The sequence below is a fragment of the Cobetia sp. BL01 genome (assembly GCF_056493605.1).
On the sequence record NZ_JBVBEE010000004.1, the window covers coordinates 293,342 to 311,830 of the forward strand.

The following is an 18,489-nucleotide window of genomic DNA, read 5'->3' on the forward strand; positions in this document are numbered from 1 at the left end:
AATGCTTGGAAAACTCACATTAGAGGCGATTCCGTATCACGAGCCGATCATCATGATCGTGCTTGCGGCGGTAATCCTCGGTGGTGCAGCCCTTGTCGGCTTCATCACGGTAAAGAAAAAGTGGGCCTACCTGTGGAATGAGTGGTTCACCTCTGTCGATCACAAGAAGATCGGCATGATGTACATCATCGTCGCGTTGGTGATGCTGATCCGTGGTTTCTCCGATGCGATCATGATGCGTTCCCAGCAGATGCTGGCGTCCAGTGGTGGTCAGGGCTATCTGCCCCCGGATCACTACGACCAGATCTTCACTGCCCACGGCGTGATCATGATCTTCTTCGTGGCGATGCCGCTGGTCATCGGTCTGATCAACGTTGTCGTGCCGCTGCAGATCGGCGCACGTGACGTGGCCTTCCCGTTCCTGAACTCGCTCAGCTTCTGGCTGTTCGTGGTCGGCGCGCTGCTGGTCAACATCTCTCTGGGTCTGGGTGAGTTCGCCAAGACTGGCTGGCTGGCCTATCCGCCGTTGTCGGGGGCCAATTACAGCCCCGGGGTCGGGGTGGATTACTGGATCTGGTCATTGCAGATCTCCGGTGTCGGTACCCTGCTGACAGGTGTCAACTTCATCGCCACCATCCTCAAGATGCGTGCGCCGGGCATGTCCCTGATGAAGATGCCGGTCTTCACCTGGACCGCACTGTGCGCCAACGTCCTGATCGTCGCGGCCTTCCCGATTCTGACCGCTACCATCGCGATGCTGACGCTCGATCGCTACCTCGACTTCCACTTCTTCACCAATGACCTTGGTGGAAACATGATGATGTACGTCAACCTCATCTGGGCCTGGGGCCATCCTGAGGTGTACATCCTGGTGCTGCCGGTCTTCGGTGTGTTCTCCGAAGTCATCGCCACCTTCTCCAAGAAGAAGCTGTTCGGTTACACCTCGCTGGTGTGGGCGACTCTCGTCATCACCGTCCTGTCGTTCATCGTCTGGCTGCACCACTACTTCACCATGGGTGCCGGCGCTGACGTGAACGCCTTCTTCGGTATCGCGACGATGATCATCTCGATCCCGACAGGTGTGAAGATCTTCAACTGGCTGTTCACCATGTACCGCGGTCGCGTCGAAATGACCTCTCCGGTACTGTGGACCCTGGGCTTCATCGTCACCTTCACCATCGGTGGCATGACCGGCGTTCTGCTGGCCGTTCCGGGCGCCAACTACGTACTGCACAACTCGCTGTTCCTGATCGCCCACTTCCACAACGTCATCATCGGCGGCGTGGTCTTCGGTGCGATGGCCGGTATCACCTACTGGTTCCCGAAAGCGACCGGCTTCATGCTGTGCGAGAAGTGGGGCAAGCGTTCCTTCTGGTTCTGGATCACTGGCTTCTACCTCGCCTTCATGCCGCTGTACATCCTCGGCTTCATGGGCATGACCCGTCGTCTGCAGCACGTCGACAACCCGCTGTGGGTGCCGTACCTGGTCGTCGCCTTCATCGGTGCTGTCCTGATCCTGATCGGTATCGCGTGCACCGTGATCCAGATCGCGGTCAGCATCAAGGACCGCAAGCAGCTGCAGGACACCACTGGCGATATCTGGGGCGGTCGTACCCTGGAGTGGAGCACCACTTCACCGGCACCGTTCTACAACTTCGCTCACGAGCCGCAGGTTTCCGAGCTCGACGAGTTCTGGGAAATGAAGGAACGTGGCATCGAGCAGGAGGCCAAGAAGCCTTATGCGCCGATCCACATGCCGCGCAACGCCGCTGCTGGCGTCATCATCTCCGCCTTCAGCCTGGTGTTCGGTTTCGCACTGATCTGGCACATCTGGTGGATGGCCGTGGTCGGGCTGGTCGGCATGATCGCTACCTTCATCGTGCGCTCCTTCAACTACGACATCGACTACTACGTGTCCGTCGAGGAAGTGGAGCGTGTCGAGCGTGAGGGTCGCGAGCGTCGCGCCCTGCCCAGCGCCCGCACACCTAACGACACAGTGGTTCAGGGGTAATCATGGCGAATAATGCAATGACATCTCACGATGGGGCGCATGACGCCCATGACGATCACGAGCATCACGATACCAACGGCCTGAAGGTCTTCGGTTTCTGGCTCTATCTGCTGAGCGACTGCATCCTGTTCGCGATGCTGTTCGCGGTCTACGTGGTACTGAGCCAGGCGTATGCCGGTGGCCCGACGGGCGCCGAGATCTTCGAGCTGAACTTCGTGCTGGTCGAGACCGCGCTGCTGCTGGCCTCGAGCTTCACCTACGGCCTGGCGATGCTGGGCATGAACCGCGGAGACAGCTCCGCGGTGATCAAGTGGCTGATGATCACCTTCGCCTGTGGCGCAGGCTTCATCGCGATGGAAATCTATGAGTTCTACCACCTGATCGTGAACGGCCAGGGTCCGGACAAGTCCGCGTTCCTGTCTGCCTTCTTCACCCTGGTCGGCACCCACGGTCTGCACGTGACCGTCGGTCTGATCTGGATGGCGCTGCTGATCTTCCAGGTCAAGAAGAAAGGTCTGACGGAAGTGCATCGCGGTCGTCTGATGATGCTCAGCCTGTTCTGGCACTTCCTGGACGTCATCTGGATCTGCGTCTTCACCGTCGTCTATCTCACAGGAGTGATGCTATGAGCCATTCCAACAACGACCACAACGACAATCACGGCAGCGTCAAGCAGTACGTGACCGGTCTGATTCTCTCCATCATCCTGACCATCATCCCGTTCGGGATGGTGATGATGATGGATGATCCGGGTGTCGGCGTGATCTGGGCCATCTACGGTTTCGCCATCGCTCAGGTCTTCGTGCAGCTGTACTTCTTCCTGCACCTGGACGGCTCCAAGGAGCAGAGCTGGAATGTCATGGCCATGCTGTTCACCGTGGTGATCGTGGCAATCGTCGTTGGTGGTTCCATATGGATCATGATCGAGCTGAATCAGAACATGATGCCCATCTGATAGCGTGAGCCTGATGATCAAGGACTACCTGCGTACCACCAAGCCGGGCATTATCTTCGGCAACCTGATCACCGTCAGCGGCGGCTTCTTTCTCGCTTCCGGTGGTGAGGTGGATTGGGCGCTGTTCATCGCCACCCTGGTCGGGGTGGCGTTGATCGTGGCCTCAGGCTGTGTGTTCAACAACTGCATCGATCGCGATATCGACCGCCACATGGCACGTACCCAGGGCCGTGCTCTGGTGCAGGGCGACATCTCGCTGAAGGGGGCCTTCGTCTTCGGCAGCGTGCTGGGCCTTGCAGGCTTCTGGCTTCTGGCCGCGATGACCAATCTCATGGCGATGATCGCCGTGGGGCTGGGCTTCGTGATCTATGTCGGGGCCTACAGCATGTGGCTCAAGCGTGGCTCGGTGTATGGCACCCTCATCGGCTCACTGTCCGGCGCTGCGCCGCCAGTGGTCGGTTACCTGGCTGTCACCGGCCAGGCGGACATGGGGGCGCTGCTGCTGTTGATCATCTTCAGCATGTGGCAGATGCCGCATTCCTATGCGATTGCCATGTTCCGTGTCGATGACTATCGGGCCGCCAATATTCCGGTACTCCCGGTAGCGCGAGGCATGGAGCATGCCAAGCGTGTAGTGACGGGGTACATTGCCGGCTTCATCCCGGTGTCGCTGTTGCTGACACTGTGGGGATATACCGGCATCTGGTATCTGGTAGTCGCGACCGTCACGGGTGGCTGGTGGCTGTATCTGGCCGCCTGGCGCCTCAAGGATCAGCCTGATGCCTCCTGGGCACGCAAGCTGTTCGGCTTCTCCATCATCATCGTCATGGCGCTCAGCCTGATGATGAGTCTGGACACGCAGCTGTAATCCAGCCGTAGTATCTCTCGGGTGACCGCCTTTGGCGTGTTGCCCGGGTGAAAGCCAAAAAAACCCGCCACCGGCTTGCCGGTGGCGGGTTTTTTCTTGCCTGTCCTTTGGAGTCCAGGTTTCGAGGAATCTAGGACTCAAGGAATCCAGGACTCAAGCCCTCAGGCCAGCTGCAGATGCGGCTCCTGCTGTTCCTTGAGCGCTTCCTGCATGCGCTCGGCATACCAGTCGACGAAGTCGACGACACCGAACTCGAAGGTCGCCGAGTAGGGGCCGGGCTGATAGGCGCTGGAGTTGACGCCGCGCTGGTTCTCTTCCACCAGCTGACGGTCCTGATCATTGGTGGCGTCCCACACCTTGCGCAGCTTCGCCAGGTCGTAGTCGACACCTTCCACCGCGTCCTTGTGCACCAGCCACTTGGTGGTCACGCGGGTCTTGAGGGGGCCGATCGGGTCGACCTGGAAGACCACGGCGTGATCGCCCATGAAGTGGTTCCAGGAGTTGGGCAGGTTGAGGATGCGCAGCGAGCCCATGTCGGGGCTCTGCAGGCGACCCAGCAGCTTCTTGCACGCCGGCGTGCCGTCCGTGGTCATCGAGACGGTGCCTTCCAGCAGCGGCGTGCGCGTCATGCGATTGCGGCGACCGAAGCGCACCAGCTGATAGGGCACCTTCTCGGCATCCCAGTCGACCTGCTTCTTGGCGACCAGCGCCTTGTAGGCTTCGGTGGCACGCGGGTCATCGGTGTCATCGAATTCCTGCAGGGTGTTGAGCAGCTCCGGGTGGGAGCCGTCGCAGTGATAGCACTCGCGATTGTTCTCGATCACCAGCTTCCAGTTGCCTTCCTCGATGATGGAGGAGCTGGCCGCGACCTTGACGTTCTCCATGTCGTAGGGCTTGAGGTAGAACTCCAGCGTCTTGAAGAACGGCTCACAGTTCTCGGGCTGCTCGGCGAGGTTGATGAACAGCATGCCGCCGGCTGAACGTACGTGGACGGGGTGCAGGCCGTAGTCACTGGTATCGAAGGTGGTGCCCATGTCGGAACCGGCGAACAGCAGACGGCCATCCAGTTCATAGGTCCACTTGTGATAGCCGCACACCAGCTTGGCGACCTTGCCGCGCTCGGTGCTGCACAGGCGAGACCCGCGATGGCGACAGACGTTATGGAAGGCATGGATGGCCCCGTTGTCACCGCGCACGATGATGATCGGGCTGTTGCCCACGTCCATGGTCATGAAGTTGCCCTTGAGCGGGATCTCGCTGCCGAGACCGGCAAACAGCCACTCGCGCTCGAAGATCTCCTTCATGTCGAGATCGAACAGGCGCTGATCATTGTAGAAGGGCTGGGGCAGGGTATAGCCGGGACTGCGGGCCTGTAGAAGCCGCGCGGCGGCCTCGCGTACCGCCTGACGCTGCTGGTCCTGAGCGTGTTCCAATAGATCGCTCATCGCGATGTCCTCGCACGGTCGGTAGGCGCCGGGAGCAGGGTCGCCTTGGGTTGAGTGAGTGTGCTGATCATTGTTGTTGTGAAGCCGGGACAGAGGAAACGAGTGAACAGACCATTGCCGGGCAGCACCGCGGCAGACATCAGCGCACCTATGAGTCAGTGCCGATGCATCGCGCGGTGCGTCGTCCCGTCCTGGTCGGTTCGGGTGTCGAGGGCGGCGCAGGCAGAGGGGCCGCTCGCTCAACAGGATAGTCAGCGTGGAAGTTCAGGCAGCCCGCATGATATCCGGTGGCTTTGCCACGCATGGATCGCAGTGTGGCTGAGGTCAAGTCGCGACTTGTGTCTGATGGCGACGCTCAATGATGTATTTCCGACGCCGGTCGTCTGCGCAGGGCCTTCGAGGCACAGGCAGGTGCAGCGGTGAGGCGGGGGCAGGGCACTGCGGGGTCGTGATTGGAGGGATCGGGCATGTTTCTGTCGTGCACGGATAAATGCTTGCCGGACGCTGACTCGACAATCCAGAGCATATCCCACCGTTGGTCGCGCACGCAGCGCAGGGTGGCCTGACACTGTCTCTTCAAGAACTGACACTGCCCCTTCAAGAACATGTCTCCAAGAACAACATGCCCAGCGAGGCCTTCATGAGCACCACACTCAGCAACTTCAATCCGGTTACGACGCAGACCTGGACCAACGGTCGACATAGCGTGCGCTGCGTGAAGGTCATTCAGGAAACCTGGGATGTGCGCACCTTCTGTTTCATGGCCGAACAGCCGGTGATGTTCTTCTTCAAGCCGGGGCAGTTCGTGACCTTGGAGCTGGAGATCGATGCGCAGCAGATCATGCGCTCCTACACCATCTCCAGCTCGCCGTCGGTGCCCTACAGCTTCTCGATCACCGTCAAGCGCGTGCCGGGCGGACTGGTCTCCAACTGGCTGCATGACAATCTGAACGAAGGTGACGAGCTGGCCGTGCACGGCCCGGTGGGCAACTTCAACTGCATCGACTATCCGGCGGAACGCATCCTGATGCTGTCAGGCGGGGTTGGCATCACGCCGCTGATGTCGATGGCCCGCTGGTACTTCGACACCAATGCCAACGTGGACATCGCCTTCTTGCACAGCGCCCGCAGCCCGCGCGACATCATCTTCTGGCGTCAGCTCGAGTTCATGGATTCGCGGGTGCCGGAATTCAACATGCACATCATCTGCGAGCGCTTCGAGACCGGTCAGACCTGGTCGGGCTATCGCGGCTATCTGACCGACGCGATGCTCGAGATGATCGCGCCGGACTTCATGGAGCGCGAGATCTTCTGCTGCGGCCCGACCCCCTACATGAATGCGATCAAGCATCTGCTTCGCAGCCATGGCTTCGACATGAGCCGCTACCACGAGGAGTCCTTCGGGGCCACGCCGGTGGAGGTCGAGGAGGAGGCCATCGAGCAGGCCGAGCAGGCGGAAGTGCTGGCCGATGAGCTGGACCGCGCCGACCTGACGCGCGTCGAGTTCGCCACGACCGGCAAGTCGGTGCAGATCGCCCCGGGCGAGACTGTCCACGCCGCCGCCGCCAAGCTCGGCCTGCATATTCCGAAGGCCTGCGGCATGGGCATCTGCGGCACCTGCCGCGTGCAGAAGGTCTCCGGGGAGGTCGCGATGGAGCACAACGGGGGCATCACCGATGAAGACGTCGCGGATGGCTTCATCCTGTCCTGCTGCAGCGTGCCCAACGGGGATGTGGTGATCGATTACTGATCTCGCCCTCTCTCGCCGGCAAGATGACATTGGCGACAGGTTTGAGGAGAGGTGAATGAATCTCGTGCAAGTGATTGGCAGAAAGTCGTAGACGATGTCGCATTCAGGGAGGTAGATGCCGCTGTCAGCCATCTGGAGCGGCGTCAGTCGATTAGCGTGGGGGTACAACAAGTACAACTGGCTAATGGAGCAATACCTCATGACTCGTGATGTTGATGCACCGCAACGCCCCTCTCTGCCCATGGCCAGCCTGCCGATTCTGGCAACCCTGGCCGTGCTGGCCCTGCAACTCTTCGTCTTTGGCGAATTCACTCCTCACGTGCCGCTGATCTGTGGTGTCGCCATGACGGCGCTGGTCGGTTGGAAGCTGGGGCACGGCTGGTCGGCGATGGAAGAGGGCATGATGCGCATCGTGCGTGTCGGCCTGCCCTCCATCGCCATCCTCATTCTTGTCGGTATGACGGTCGGGGTGTGGATCGCCTCGGGCAGCGTGCCGATGATCATCTATTACGGGCTCAAGCTGATCTCGCCGGAATACTTCCTCGCGACGGCGATGCTGCTGTGCTCGGTGGTCTCGGTCACGCTCGGCACCAGCTGGGGCACCGTGGGCACCGTGGGGCTGGCCTTGATGGGTATCGGCGCCGGTTTCGGCATCCCACCGTGGTGGACGGCCGGTGCCGTGGTCTCCGGGGCCTTCTTCGGCGACAAGGTCTCTCCCCTGTCGGACACCACCAACCTCGCTCCCGCCGTCACCGGGGTGAATCTTTTCGCCCACATCCGCAACATGATGCCCACCACCATCCCCTCGATGCTGATCGCCCTGGTGATCTACCTGGTCGCCGGCAACCTGCTCGCCGCTGGGCAGACACTGGATCTCGAGCGCATCACCGCGATTACCCAGGGCCTGGACGGGGCCTTCGAATTCAATCTGTGGGTGCTGGTGCCACCGCTGCTGGTGATGACACTGGCCATCGCCCGCATGCCGGCGTTGCCGGCGCTGTTCGTCGGGGTGCTGGCCGGGGCGGTAGTGGCCTATGGTGTCCAGGGCGAGGCCATCAAGGCGCTGTTCGGTTACATGCAGAGCGGCTACACCCTGAATACCGGCGTCAGCGAGATCGACAGCCTGCTCAATCGTGGCGGCCTCATGTCGATGGCCTGGGTCATCCTGCTGGTGATGATCGCACTGGCCTTCGGCGGGATGCTGGAAGTGATCGGCTGTCTCGAAGCGCTGTGCGCCGCCGTGCTGGTCAAGGTGCGCGGCATCTTCGGTCTGCAGGTCGCGGCCAGTTCCACTGCCGCGCTGACCAACGTCATCGCGGGCGACCCCTACCTCTCGATCGCCTTGCCGGGGCGCATGTACGCACCGATCTTCCGTGGCGAAGGCTACTCGACCCTCAACCTGTCCCGCTCACTGGAAGAGGGTGGCACGCTGGTCTCGCCGCTGGTGCCCTGGAATGCCAGTGGCGCCGTGGTCATCAGTTCGCTGGGGCTGATCACCAGTGATGGCAGTCTCGAGGGGCTGCTCTACATTCCGCTGGCCTTCGCCTGCTGGTTATCGCCGCTGATCGGGCTGCTTTACACCCTGGCGGGACGCTTCATCGTTCGCGCCGACGATGCCGAGCGCGCCGAATGGGCGGACAAGGGCCATGCCGTGGTCTCCCTGGCGCAACTGCGGGACACGACACGGCAGACCGCACAGGCGGGACGACCGCTGCAGGCGCACGGTTGAGCGCCTCAAGCATGAGGGTTCTACGACTTCATGCTCAGGTTCATGAGCAAGTCGACTCGCGCAGGATGACGGCACAAACCATCTGGAGGAAGTGCCGGCCTCGAGACTACGCTTCAGGTGTTGCCGACAGGAAGCCTGCTGGCTGTCAGGAAGGTCGTTGCGGGGTGCCCGCAAGCGCGATCCCCGTATCGTGCACCAGAGACCGACACTTCCTCTGCCAGCTTCCAGCTGCAGATCGAGAGCGGAAGACATCCTGAACGATGCGTGATGGCCACTCCCGTCACGGGAAAATCGGAAGAAAGGGCAATGTCTCATCAAGGGAACGGTTCACTGCCCCCAGGCTGAGAGGCAGTGACGGACGACTAGAACAGCCGGCAGAACAGGAAAGTTTCGCACTGCGGGAGCACGACGCATGCCTGGGCATGTGGAGATGGGCTCCCGCGGTGCGGCCACTTTCTGCAGGAAGATACCCACGACCACGCATGCCTCGGCCTGCGTGGTTTTTTCATGCGCCGAGCAAGCGCCGGGGCGTGCCCGGCAGGCATCACTGCCCCATCTCGGCCCCCAGCACGGCGAGCAGCGCCGGCAGGTAGAGGAAGGCCGCCAGGGTCGAGCAGAAGACCAGCGTGGCCACGTATTCCGGCTCGCGGCCTGCCTTCTGGGCAAACATGTAGTTGTAGACCGCCACCGGCATGGCCATCTGCATCACCAGCACGTGCAACGCCAGCGGCGGCAGCTCCAGCAGCGTGCCGATTCCCCAGGCGCAGGCGGCGGCGAAGGGGATGCGCAGGGCGCTGAAGCCCACGCCTGCCGCCAGATTCCTGACGCGGATACTCGCCAGCGAGACGCCAAGGGTGATCAGCATCAGCGGCACGGTGAAGCCGGAGATCAGCTCCAGGCTGTTGGCCACGAAGCGCGGCATGTGGATGTCGCTGAGCAGCAGGGTGGTGGCGAGGATACTGGCCCAGATGGTCGGGGATCGCACGACGCTGCGCAGCGGGTTGCCGCTGGTGCTGGCAAGCCAGGCACCGAGCGTGAACTGCAGAAGCGACATGGTGACCATGATGGTGATGGCGTAGGCGAAGCCGGCCTGGCCGAAGGCATACAGGGACACGGGCAGGCCCATGTTGCCGACGTTGGAGAACAGCAGCGGGGCCACCGCGACCTTCCACGGCTTGCCGATCAGGCGGGAGAACGGCCAGCTCAGGGCCAGCAGCAGCGCCATCACCGTGAGGGTCGCCAGGCCTGTGCGCAGGAAGCTGGAATTGTCGATCTCGGCACTGCCCAACGCGTTGAGAATCAGTGCCGGTGTGCCGATGTAGAGCACCAGCCGGGTGACGAAGGCCATGGGGTATTCATTGCCCAGGCGCACCCAGAAGAAGCCGATGGCGGCGCCACACAGCACCGGAGCCATCACCGCCAGCAGTTCCATCAACATGCCACCTTCCTCCTTGTCTTCCCGTTTCGCCCTGAGCGCGACAGCCCTTGCTGTCTGCGTATCTTCGCATATGCCTGTCGCTAGCATACCTGCCTTGTGGCGCCAGCCCGAGTCGCAACTGCGCAGGCATGTCGCATTCGCACTGCACGGTGACGCTGACAAGCAGCCTGCCCGTCAGGGGCGGGGCTAGTATCGGAGCACATCTGCAAGGTTTGACCTGCCGGGTCCTCATGACCCCTCTGCATTTCCAACGACAACATCCGATAACCGGAGGCGCGCAATGTCTCAGCAACATGGCTACACCCGTGATGACCGACTGGCCAGACTCGATCCCGCTCTGGCCGAGGCCATCCTCGAAGAGACAGCGCGTCAGGAAGCGCATATCGAGCTGATCGCTTCCGAGAACTATGCAAGCCCGCTGGTGATGGAAGCCCAGGGCAGCCAGCTGACCAACAAGTACGCCGAAGGGTATCCGGGCAAGCGCTACTACGGTGGCTGCGAATTCGTCGACAAGGTCGAGACACTGGCCATCGAGCGTGCCTGTGCGCTGTTCGGCTGCGACTACGCCAATGTGCAGCCGCACTCCGGCGCCCAGGCCAACGCGGCCGTGTTCATGGCGCTGGTGTCACCGGGTGACACCATTCTCGGCATGAGCCTGGCGCATGGTGGTCACCTGACCCACGGCGCGGCGCCCAACTTCTCCGGCAAGCACTACAACGCCATCCAGTACGGCCTGACCGAAAGCGGCGAGCTGGACTACGAGGAAATGGAGCGTCTGGCGCGCGAGCACAAGCCGAAGATGATCATCGCCGGCTTCTCCGCCTACTCCCGCGTGGTCAACTGGCGTCGTTTCCGCGACATCGCCGACGAGATCGGTGCCTGGCTGATGGTCGACATGGCCCACGTGGCCGGTCTGGTCGCGGCGGGTCACTACCCGAGCCCGATCCCCCACGCCCATGTCGTCACCACCACCACGCACAAGACCCTGCGCGGTCCGCGTGGCGGCCTGATTCTCTCCGCCACCGGCGACGAGGCACTGTACAAGAAGCTCAATGGTGCCGTCTTCCCGGGTCAGCAGGGTGGCCCGCTGATGCACGTCATCGCTGCCAAGGCCGCGGCCTTCAAGGAGGCGATGAGCCAGGACTTCGTCAGCTATCAGGCGCGCGTGATCGCCAATGCTCGCGTGATGGCTCACGTCTTCATGGAACGCGGCTATGACGTCGTCTCCGGTGGCACCGATGACCACCTGTTCCTCGTCTCGCTGATCCGTCAGGGCGTGACCGGTAAGGACGCGGATGCCTCTCTGGGTCGCGCCCACATCACCGTCAACAAGAACAGCGTGCCGAATGATCCGCAGAGTCCCTTCGTGACCTCCGGCCTGCGCATCGGCACACCGGCCGCCACCACGCGCGGCTTCGGCGAGGCGGAATGCGAGGCGCTGGCCGGCTGGATCTGCGACCTGCTCGACGCGCTGTCCAGCGGCGAGAGCGACAAGGTCGAGGCTGAAGTGCGCGGCAAGGTCGAGGAAGTCTGTGCGCGCTTCCCGGTCTACGCCTCCGCCAGCATCACTGATACCGCCGAGATTGCCTGAACAGGGCGCTGGCGAGAGACAACGATAACCACGACACATGCCGCAAGCGCAGAGACATCACTCGGGTGACAACAACAGACATCACTCGGGCGAGAGCACCGGACAGCGCTTGCGGTGGCAAAGATGTGAGGAGGGTGGCAAATGCAGCGTTACTCGGGATTCGGGCTGGTCAAGCATGCGCTCAGCCACCATGAGAACTGGCAGAAGGTCTGGCGTAGCCCAGAACCCAAGAAGGAATACGATGTCATCATCGTCGGTGGCGGCGGGCATGGTCTGGCCACGGCCTACTACCTGGCCAAGGAGCACGGCATCACCAATGTCGCGGTGATCGAGAAGGGCTGGCTGGGCGGCGGCAACACCGCGCGCAACACCACCCTGGTGCGCTCCAACTATCTGTGGGACGAGGCCGCGGCGCTCTACGAGCACTCCATGAAGCTGTGGGAAGGCCTGTCCCAGGACCTGAACTACAACGTGATGTTCTCCCAGCGTGGCGTGCTCAACCTGGGCCACACCCTGCAGGACATGCGTGACATCCAGCGTCGCGTGAACGCCAACCGTCTGCAGGGCATCGACGGCGAGGTGCTGGACACCCGGCAGGTGCAGGAACTGGTACCGGCGATGGACTGCTCCAGCCGGGCACGCTATCCGATTCTCGGTGCCTCCTGGCAGCCGCGCGGTGGCGTGGCGCGTCACGACGCCGTGGCCTGGGGCTTCGCGCGCGGTGCCGACAGCCTCGGCGTCGACCTGATCCAGCAGACCGAGGTCACCGGGTTCCGCAAGCAGGATGGCGCCATCGTCGGGGTGGAAACCTCGCGCGGCTTCATCGGTGCCAAGCGTGTCGGCGTGGTCACCGCCGGCAACTCCGGGGTGATGGCCGAGAAGGCCGGCTTCCGTCTGCCGCTGGAATCCCACCCGCTGCAGGCGCTGGTTTCCGAGCCGCTCAAGCCGATTCTCGACACCGTGGTGATGTCCAACCACGTCCACGGCTATGTCAGCCAGTCTGACAAGGGTGACCTGGTCATCGGGGCCGGCATCGACGGCTACGTGGGCTACGGCCAGCGTGGCAGCTACCCGACCATCGAGCACACCCTGCAGGCCATCGTCGAGATGTTCCCGATCTTCTCGCGGGTGCGCATGAACCGTCAGTGGGGCGGCATCGTCGACACCTGTCCGGACGCCTGCCCGATCATTTCCAAGACGCCCGTGAAGGGGCTCTATTTCAACTGCGGTTGGGGCACCGGTGGCTTCAAGGCCACGCCGGGGTCCGGCAACGTCTTTGCCTGGACACTGGCCAAGGGGCGCACCCATCCGCTGGCAGAACCCTTCTCCTATGACCGTTTCAACACGGGCAAGCTGATCGACGAACATGGCGCCGCCGGCGTCGCGCACTGAACCTGCCGTCAGGAGACGACCGACCATGATGCATATCTTCTGTCCCTACTGCGGCGAGCTGCGCGAGGAAGAGGAATTCCACGTCAAGGGCCAGGCGCATATCGAGCGCCCGAAGGACCCCGAAGCCTGCTCCGATGCCGAGTGGGGGGATTATCTGTTCTTCCGCAACAACCCGCGTGGCGTTCATCACGAGCTGTGGATTCACGCCGTGGGCTGTCGCAAGTATTTCAACATCACCCGCCACACCGTGACCTACGAGATTCTCGAGACCTATCGCATGGGCGAGCAGCCCACCATCACCGGTGAGACGAAAGCCGATCCGACCACGCAAGCCAAGGGGGTGAGCGCATGAGCCAGCAAGACCACCAGACCGCCGCTGCCCCGCGCCGTCTCGCCTCGGGTGGACGCATCGATCGCGCCACGCCGTTGACCTTCACCTTCAATGGCAAGCGTTATCAGGGCCTGGCAGGCGATACCCTCGCCTCGGCGCTGATGGCCAACGGTCTCGACGTGCTCAACGCCAGCTTCAAGTATGCGCGTCCGCGGGGCCTGGTCGCCGCCGGTGCCGAAGAGCCCAACGCCATCCTGCAGCTGGGCAGCACCGAAGCGGGCCAGGTGCCCAACGTGCGTGCCACCCAGCAGGCGCTTTACGACGGCCTGGAAGCCCACGCCGTCAGCGGCTGGGTCAAGGCCCAGAAGGACCTGATGAGCCGTTTCCTGCCGCAGGTCGGCAAGCTGGGCGGCAAGTTCATGCCGCCGGGCTTCTACTACAAGACCTTCATGGCGCCGGCCTCGCTGTGGATGACGTATGAGAAGTACATCCGCAAGGCCGCCGGTCTCGGGCGTTCTCCGCTCGAGGAGGACCCGGACATCTATGATCACCTGCATCAGCACACCGATGTGCTGGTGATCGGCTCCGGCCCGGCGGGCCTGATGGCGGCGCTGGTCGCGGCCCGCAGTGGCGCGCGCGTCATCCTGTGTGACGAGCAGGAAGAGCTGGGTGGCTCACTGCTCTCCATGTCGGCGGACTGTCTCGATCAGACCCTGGACGGCAAGCCGGCCATCGAATGGCGTGACGCCGTGCTGGCGGAGCTTGCGGCCTGTGAGGATGTGCAGTTGCTGCCGCGCACCACCGCCAACGGCTATCACGATCACAACTTCGTGACGCTGCACGAGCGCCGCACCGAGCATCAGGCCGATCTCGCACCGCGCAATGCCCGTGGCGCCCAGCAGGCACGTTCACGCCTGCACCGCGTGCGCGCCCACCGCGTCATCATGGCCACTGGCGCCCACGAGCGGCCGCTGGTCTACAGCCACAACGATGTGCCGGGCAACCTGCTGGCCGGTGCCGTCACTACCTATCTGACCCGTTACGGCGTCGCCGCCGGTAACAAGCTGGTGCTGTCGGTCAACAACGACCATGCCTATCGCGCGGCGCTGGCATGGAAGGCGGCCGGTCGTGAGGTGGTCGCGATCGCCGATGCGCGTCCGGCCCCTGCCGGCGTGATGGTCGAGGCGGCGCGTGCCGCAGGCATCCGCATCATCGCCGGCTCCGCCGTGATCGAGGCCAAGGGCGAGCGCCGCGTGACAGGCGCGCGCATCGCGGCCATCGATATCGATGCCTTCAGCGTGACGGGGGCGGTGGAAGAGCTCGCCTGCGACACCATCGCCAGCTCCGGCGGCTACAGCCCGGTGGTTCACCTGGCGGCGCACACCGGCGCGCGTCCGGTATGGAGCGACGAGATCCACGGCTTCCTGCCGGCGCTGGGCGCACCGATGCTCAAGGGCTTCGATGCCTGCGGCGCCGCCAATGGCAGCTTCGCGCTGGAAGATGCGCTGGTCGCGGCTTATGCCAGCGGTGTCGCCGCGGTGGAAGCCTGCGAGTTCGAGATCGCCCAGGCCGAGGTGCCAGTGGTGTCCGAGCTTGCGGAATCCCCGATGCTGCCGCTCTATCAGGTGCCGCATGACAAGCCCACCGCACGCGCACCCAAGCAGTTCGTCGATCTGCAGAACGACGTCACTGCCGCCGGGATCGAGCTCGCCACCCGCGAAGGCTTCGAGTCCATCGAGCACGTCAAGCGCTACACCGCGATGGGCTTCGGCACCGACCAGGGCAAGCTGGGCAACATCAACGGCATGGCGGTCGCCGCGCGCTGTCTGGGGCAGACCATCCCCGACACCGGCACCACCGTGTTCCGCCCCAACTACACGCCGGTGACCTTCGGCGCCATCGTCGGCCGTCACTGCGGCGAGCTGTTCGACCCGATCCGCTACACCGCGATGCACGAGTGGCACGTGGCGCAAGGCGCCAAGTTCGAGGATGTCGGCCAGTGGAAGCGCCCCTGGTACTACCCGCAGGGCAGTGAGGACATGCATGCCGCCGTCGAGCGCGAGTGTCTGGCGGTGCGCGAGAAGGTCGGCGTGCTGGATGCCTCGACCCTGGGCAAGATCGACATCACCGGTCGCGATGCGCGCGAATTCCTCAACCGCATCTACACCAACGCCTGGGCCAAGCTGGGCGTCGGCAAGGCGCGCTACGGCCTGATGTGTCACGACGACGGCATGGTGATGGACGACGGTGTCACCACCTGTCTGGCCGAAGACCACTTCCTGATGACCACCACCACCGGTGGCGCGGCCTCGATCCTGGAGTGGCTGGAACTGTGGCACCAGACCGAATGGCCGGAGCTGGACGTGCAGATGACCAGCGTCACCGATCACTGGGCGACCCTGACCGTCACCGGCCCCGAGGCGCGCGCGCTGGTCGGCGAGCTGACCGATATCGACCTCGACCGTGACAGCTTCAAGTTCATGGAAGTGCGTGAAGGGCTGATCGCCGACATTCCCGGGCGCATCTTCCGCATCTCCTTCACCGGCGAGCTGTCCTACGAGCTCAACGTGCCGGCCAACTACGGGCTGCATGTCTGGAAGCGTCTGTTCGAGTGCGGCAAGAAATACGGCCTCACGCCCTACGGCACCGAGACCATGCACGTGCTGCGCGCCGAGAAGGGTTTCATCATCGTCGGTCAGGACACCGATGGCTCGATCACTCCGGAAGACCTCGGCATGCAGTGGTGTGTCGGCTATAACAAGCCGTATTCCTGGATCGGCAAGCGTGCGCTGTCACGTCCGGATACCCGCCGCGACGACCGCAAGCAGATGGTCGGCCTGATTCCGACGCGCAAGAAGGCCGGCGATGAGCGCATCGTGCTGCCGGAAGGCTCGCAGATCGTCTTCGATCCGGAGCACGCCATCCCGATGCCGATGGTCGGCCACGTGACCTCCAGCTACTACAGCCCGACGCTGGGACATGGCTTCGCGCTGGCGGTGGTCAAGGGTGGTGCCAAGCGCATCGGCGAGACGGTGTTCCTGCCGCAGGCCGATGGCACGACGCTGGAAGCCGAAATCACCTCACCGGTGTTCTACGACAAGAAAGGGGAGCGCCAGCATGTCTGATGCCACCACACTCGACCCGCAAGCGGGTGCCGCCGTCGAGGCGCAGCCGCAGGACATGACAAGTTCTCAGACGTCAGTGATCGACCAGCGCCCGACGCCTGAAGTTCACGCCCAGAGCGCCCGTTCGCCGCTGGCGCATCTGTTCACGGCCCGCGATGACGGCGATGCCGGCATCGTGCTGCAGGAGAAGGCGTTTCTCGGTCATCTGACGCTGCGCGGTGATCCCGCGCAGCCGGGCTTCGCCGAGGGTGTCGAGGCGGCGGTGGGTCTGGCGCTGCCGTTGACCCCGGCGACCCTCCACCAGAATGAGGGCGGCCGCTCGATCCAGTGGCTGTCACCGGATGAGTGGCTGATCCTGGTGCCCGGCGAGGAAGCCTTCGCTGTCGAGAAGGCGCTGCATGAGCGGCTTTCGGGGCGCTATCAGGTGGTCAACGTCAGTGGTGGCCAGACCGTCATCTCGCTGAGTGGCGACCAGGCGCGTCAGGTGCTGATGAAGTCGACGCCCACCGATGTACACCCGCGAGCCTTCCCTGTCGGGCGGGGCGTACCGGCGGTGTTCGCCAAGGCGACGCTGGTGCTGCGCCGCGTCAGCGAGAGCGAATTCGAGCTGGTGGTGCGCAGAAGCTTCGCCGATTACCTCGGCCGCTGGCTGCTGGATGCCAGCGAGGAATTCGGGGTCTGCATCAAGGCCTGAGATCTGTGTCTGTAAAGGTCTGTGTCTGGAGAGATCTGCGTCTGGAGAGAGCTCTGTCGCAGGCGCACGACACGACCTGAATCAACTGCCAGGGCCTTGCCCGGGCCAGGAGGCGGGCTTCAGAAATACTGAAGCCCGCCTCAATAATATTGGTTTGTCGCGCAGGGCCCCGGATGCAACCCTGACGTTGCAGCTTCCAACAATGAATAATCCTTACATGACAGGCACCTATGTATGCGTGATACCTGGATTCTGACCGCCCAATGTCCCAGCCGTATCGGCACGGTGGACGTCGTGACACGCTACCTGCGCGAGCAGGGCTGCTATATCACCGAGCTCAATTCCTTCGATGACCGCCTGTCGGGGCGCTTCTTCATCCGGGCCGAATTCCGGCCGCAGACCGAGGCCGGCGAACTCAGCGACAGCTTTGACGCCGCCGGTTTCGAGCAGGGGCTGGGCACGCGTGCCGCCGACTTCGAGATGGACGTCAGCCTGAGTGCGCCGGAGGAGCGCATGAAGGTGGTCATCATGGTCTCGCGCTCGGACCACTGCCTGAACGACCTGCTCTATCGGCATCGCATCGGCCAGCTGCCGATGGACATCACCGCCGTCATCTCCAACCACCCGGACATGGCGCCGCTGGCCGAGTGGCATGGTCTGCCCTATCACCACCTGCCGATCACCGCCGAGACCAAGGCCGAGCAGGAAGCGCAGGTGTGGCAGATCGTGCAGGACACCGGTGCCGAGCTGGTGATTCTGGCGCGCTACATGCAGGTGCTGTCGAGTGACATGTGCGAGAAGCTCTCGGGGCGGGCGATCAACATCCACCACTCGCTGCTGCCGGGCTTCAAGGGCGCGCGCCCCTATCACCAGGCCTACGAGAAGGGCGTCAAGCTGGTCGGTGCCACCGCGCACTACATCAACGATGATCTCGATGAAGGGCCGATCATCACCCAGGGCGTCGAGACGGTGGATCACGCCCACTATCCGGAAGACCTGATCGCCAAGGGCCGTGATATCGAGTGCCTGACCCTGTCGCGTGGCGTGCGTTATCACCTCGAGCGCCGCGTCTTCCTGCATGACAGGCGCACGGTGGTGTTCGGCAACTGAGTGCAGATTGCGAAAAGAGAAACGCTGAAACACGAAGCCCGCGATCAGGA

14 protein-coding genes are annotated in these 18,489 nt (G+C 63.1%); 12 read left to right on the forward strand and 2 right to left on the reverse strand.

The annotated features are described in order from the left end of the window. The first annotated feature begins 1 nt into the window (after position 1). The 4 genes from cyoB to cyoE are packed head-to-tail and all read left to right on the forward strand — an operon-like array spanning position 2 to position 3,834. Positions 2-2,011, forward strand: coding sequence for a cytochrome o ubiquinol oxidase subunit I (gene cyoB / locus ACZYGA_RS09985; RefSeq protein ID WP_479399064.1), 2,010 nt, complete (start codon positions 2-4; stop codon positions 2,009-2,011). Positions 2,012-2,028: 17 nt separating this feature from the next. Continuing rightward, positions 2,029-2,640, forward strand: a complete 612-nt coding sequence (gene cyoC, locus ACZYGA_RS09990; RefSeq protein WP_378080002.1) for a cytochrome o ubiquinol oxidase subunit III — start codon at positions 2,029-2,031, stop codon at positions 2,638-2,640. Continuing rightward, the gene (gene cyoD, locus ACZYGA_RS09995) at positions 2,637-2,966 is read left to right on the forward strand and encodes a cytochrome o ubiquinol oxidase subunit IV (protein WP_043333144.1); all 330 of its coding nucleotides are present in this window, start codon (positions 2,637-2,639) and stop codon (positions 2,964-2,966) included. Before cyoC ends, cyoD begins: the two co-directional genes overlap by 4 nt. Positions 2,967-2,979: 13 nt before the next feature. Beyond that, on the forward strand, positions 2,980-3,834 hold the full coding sequence (cyoE, locus tag ACZYGA_RS10000) for a heme o synthase (RefSeq protein WP_043333143.1): 855 nt from the start codon (positions 2,980-2,982) through the stop codon (positions 3,832-3,834). Between the two features lie 161 nt (positions 3,835-3,995). Here the strand turns inward: cyoE and ACZYGA_RS10005 are convergent, their stop codons facing one another. Then, the gene (locus ACZYGA_RS10005) at positions 3,996-5,279 is read right to left on the reverse strand and encodes an aromatic ring-hydroxylating oxygenase subunit alpha (protein WP_479399065.1); all 1,284 of its coding nucleotides are present in this window, start codon (positions 5,277-5,279) and stop codon (positions 3,996-3,998) included. Between the two features lie 640 nt (positions 5,280-5,919). Here ACZYGA_RS10005 and ACZYGA_RS10010 point away from each other — a divergent pair. Together ACZYGA_RS10010 and nhaC are read left to right on the forward strand one after the other, a co-directional pair. Then, on the forward strand, positions 5,920-7,029 hold the full coding sequence (locus ACZYGA_RS10010; RefSeq protein WP_077379384.1) for an FAD-binding oxidoreductase: 1,110 nt from the start codon (positions 5,920-5,922) through the stop codon (positions 7,027-7,029). Between the two features lie 199 nt (positions 7,030-7,228). Next, on the forward strand, positions 7,229-8,758 hold the full coding sequence (gene nhaC, locus ACZYGA_RS10015) for a Na+/H+ antiporter NhaC (RefSeq protein ID WP_479399067.1): 1,530 nt from the start codon (positions 7,229-7,231) through the stop codon (positions 8,756-8,758). Between the two features lie 544 nt (positions 8,759-9,302). On the opposite strand, the gene ACZYGA_RS10020 is transcribed toward nhaC, so the two are convergent. Then, positions 9,303-10,196 carry an AEC family transporter gene (locus ACZYGA_RS10020; protein WP_084209344.1) on the reverse strand — a complete coding sequence of 298 codons (894 nt, stop codon included), beginning with the start codon at positions 10,194-10,196 and terminating at the stop codon, positions 9,303-9,305. 280 nt (positions 10,197-10,476) lie between these two features. Here ACZYGA_RS10020 and glyA point away from each other — a divergent pair, with 280 nt between their 5' ends. From glyA to purU, 6 genes are all read left to right on the forward strand, one after another. After that, positions 10,477-11,787: a serine hydroxymethyltransferase gene (gene glyA / locus ACZYGA_RS10025; protein ID WP_077379135.1), complete on the forward strand. Its 1,311-nt coding sequence runs from the start codon at positions 10,477-10,479 to the stop codon at positions 11,785-11,787. Positions 11,788-11,928: 141 nt separating this feature from the next. Further along, on the forward strand, positions 11,929-13,179 hold the full coding sequence (locus ACZYGA_RS10030; protein ID WP_084209343.1) for a sarcosine oxidase subunit beta family protein: 1,251 nt from the start codon (positions 11,929-11,931) through the stop codon (positions 13,177-13,179). A 25-nt stretch (positions 13,180-13,204) separates the two neighbouring features. After that, complete coding sequence (locus ACZYGA_RS10035) at positions 13,205-13,531, forward strand: sarcosine oxidase subunit delta (RefSeq protein WP_043333138.1); 327 nt, start codon at positions 13,205-13,207, stop codon at positions 13,529-13,531. Further along, entirely contained in the window at positions 13,528-16,635 is a 3,108-nt protein-coding gene (locus ACZYGA_RS10040; RefSeq protein ID WP_479399068.1) for a sarcosine oxidase subunit alpha family protein, read from the forward strand. Before ACZYGA_RS10035 ends, ACZYGA_RS10040 begins: the two co-directional genes overlap by 4 nt. Beyond that, on the forward strand, positions 16,628-17,329 hold the full coding sequence (locus ACZYGA_RS10045) for a sarcosine oxidase subunit gamma (protein ID WP_479399070.1): 702 nt from the start codon (positions 16,628-16,630) through the stop codon (positions 17,327-17,329). Before ACZYGA_RS10040 ends, ACZYGA_RS10045 begins: the two co-directional genes overlap by 8 nt. Positions 17,330-17,563: 234 nt before the next feature. After that, on the forward strand, positions 17,564-18,439 hold the full coding sequence (gene purU / locus ACZYGA_RS10050) for a formyltetrahydrofolate deformylase (protein WP_136939031.1): 876 nt from the start codon (positions 17,564-17,566) through the stop codon (positions 18,437-18,439). Positions 18,440-18,489: the final 50 nt, after the last annotated feature.

What these genes read in the sequence shown, in the direction of transcription:
- cyoB (WP_479399064.1), top strand. Translation starts at nt 2, where the DNA reads ATGCTTGGAAAACTCACATTAGAGGCGATTCCGTATCACGAGCCGATC.
- cyoC (WP_378080002.1), top strand. Translation starts at nt 2,029, where the DNA reads ATGACATCTCACGATGGGGCGCATGACGCCCATGACGATCACGAGCAT.
- cyoD (WP_043333144.1), top strand. Translation starts at nt 2,637, where the DNA reads ATGAGCCATTCCAACAACGACCACAACGACAATCACGGCAGCGTCAAG.
- cyoE (WP_043333143.1), top strand. Translation starts at nt 2,980, where the DNA reads ATGATCAAGGACTACCTGCGTACCACCAAGCCGGGCATTATCTTCGGC.
- ACZYGA_RS10005 (WP_479399065.1), bottom strand. Translation starts at nt 5,279, where the DNA reads ATGAGCGATCTATTGGAACACGCTCAGGACCAGCAGCGTCAGGCGGTA.
- ACZYGA_RS10010 (WP_077379384.1), top strand. Translation starts at nt 5,920, where the DNA reads ATGAGCACCACACTCAGCAACTTCAATCCGGTTACGACGCAGACCTGG.
- nhaC (WP_479399067.1), top strand. Translation starts at nt 7,229, where the DNA reads ATGACTCGTGATGTTGATGCACCGCAACGCCCCTCTCTGCCCATGGCC.
- ACZYGA_RS10020 (WP_084209344.1), bottom strand. Translation starts at nt 10,196, where the DNA reads ATGTTGATGGAACTGCTGGCGGTGATGGCTCCGGTGCTGTGTGGCGCC.
- glyA (WP_077379135.1), top strand. Translation starts at nt 10,477, where the DNA reads ATGTCTCAGCAACATGGCTACACCCGTGATGACCGACTGGCCAGACTC.
- ACZYGA_RS10030 (WP_084209343.1), top strand. Translation starts at nt 11,929, where the DNA reads ATGCAGCGTTACTCGGGATTCGGGCTGGTCAAGCATGCGCTCAGCCAC.
- ACZYGA_RS10035 (WP_043333138.1), top strand. Translation starts at nt 13,205, where the DNA reads ATGATGCATATCTTCTGTCCCTACTGCGGCGAGCTGCGCGAGGAAGAG.
- ACZYGA_RS10040 (WP_479399068.1), top strand. Translation starts at nt 13,528, where the DNA reads ATGAGCCAGCAAGACCACCAGACCGCCGCTGCCCCGCGCCGTCTCGCC.
- ACZYGA_RS10045 (WP_479399070.1), top strand. Translation starts at nt 16,628, where the DNA reads ATGTCTGATGCCACCACACTCGACCCGCAAGCGGGTGCCGCCGTCGAG.
- purU (WP_136939031.1), top strand. Translation starts at nt 17,564, where the DNA reads ATGCGTGATACCTGGATTCTGACCGCCCAATGTCCCAGCCGTATCGGC.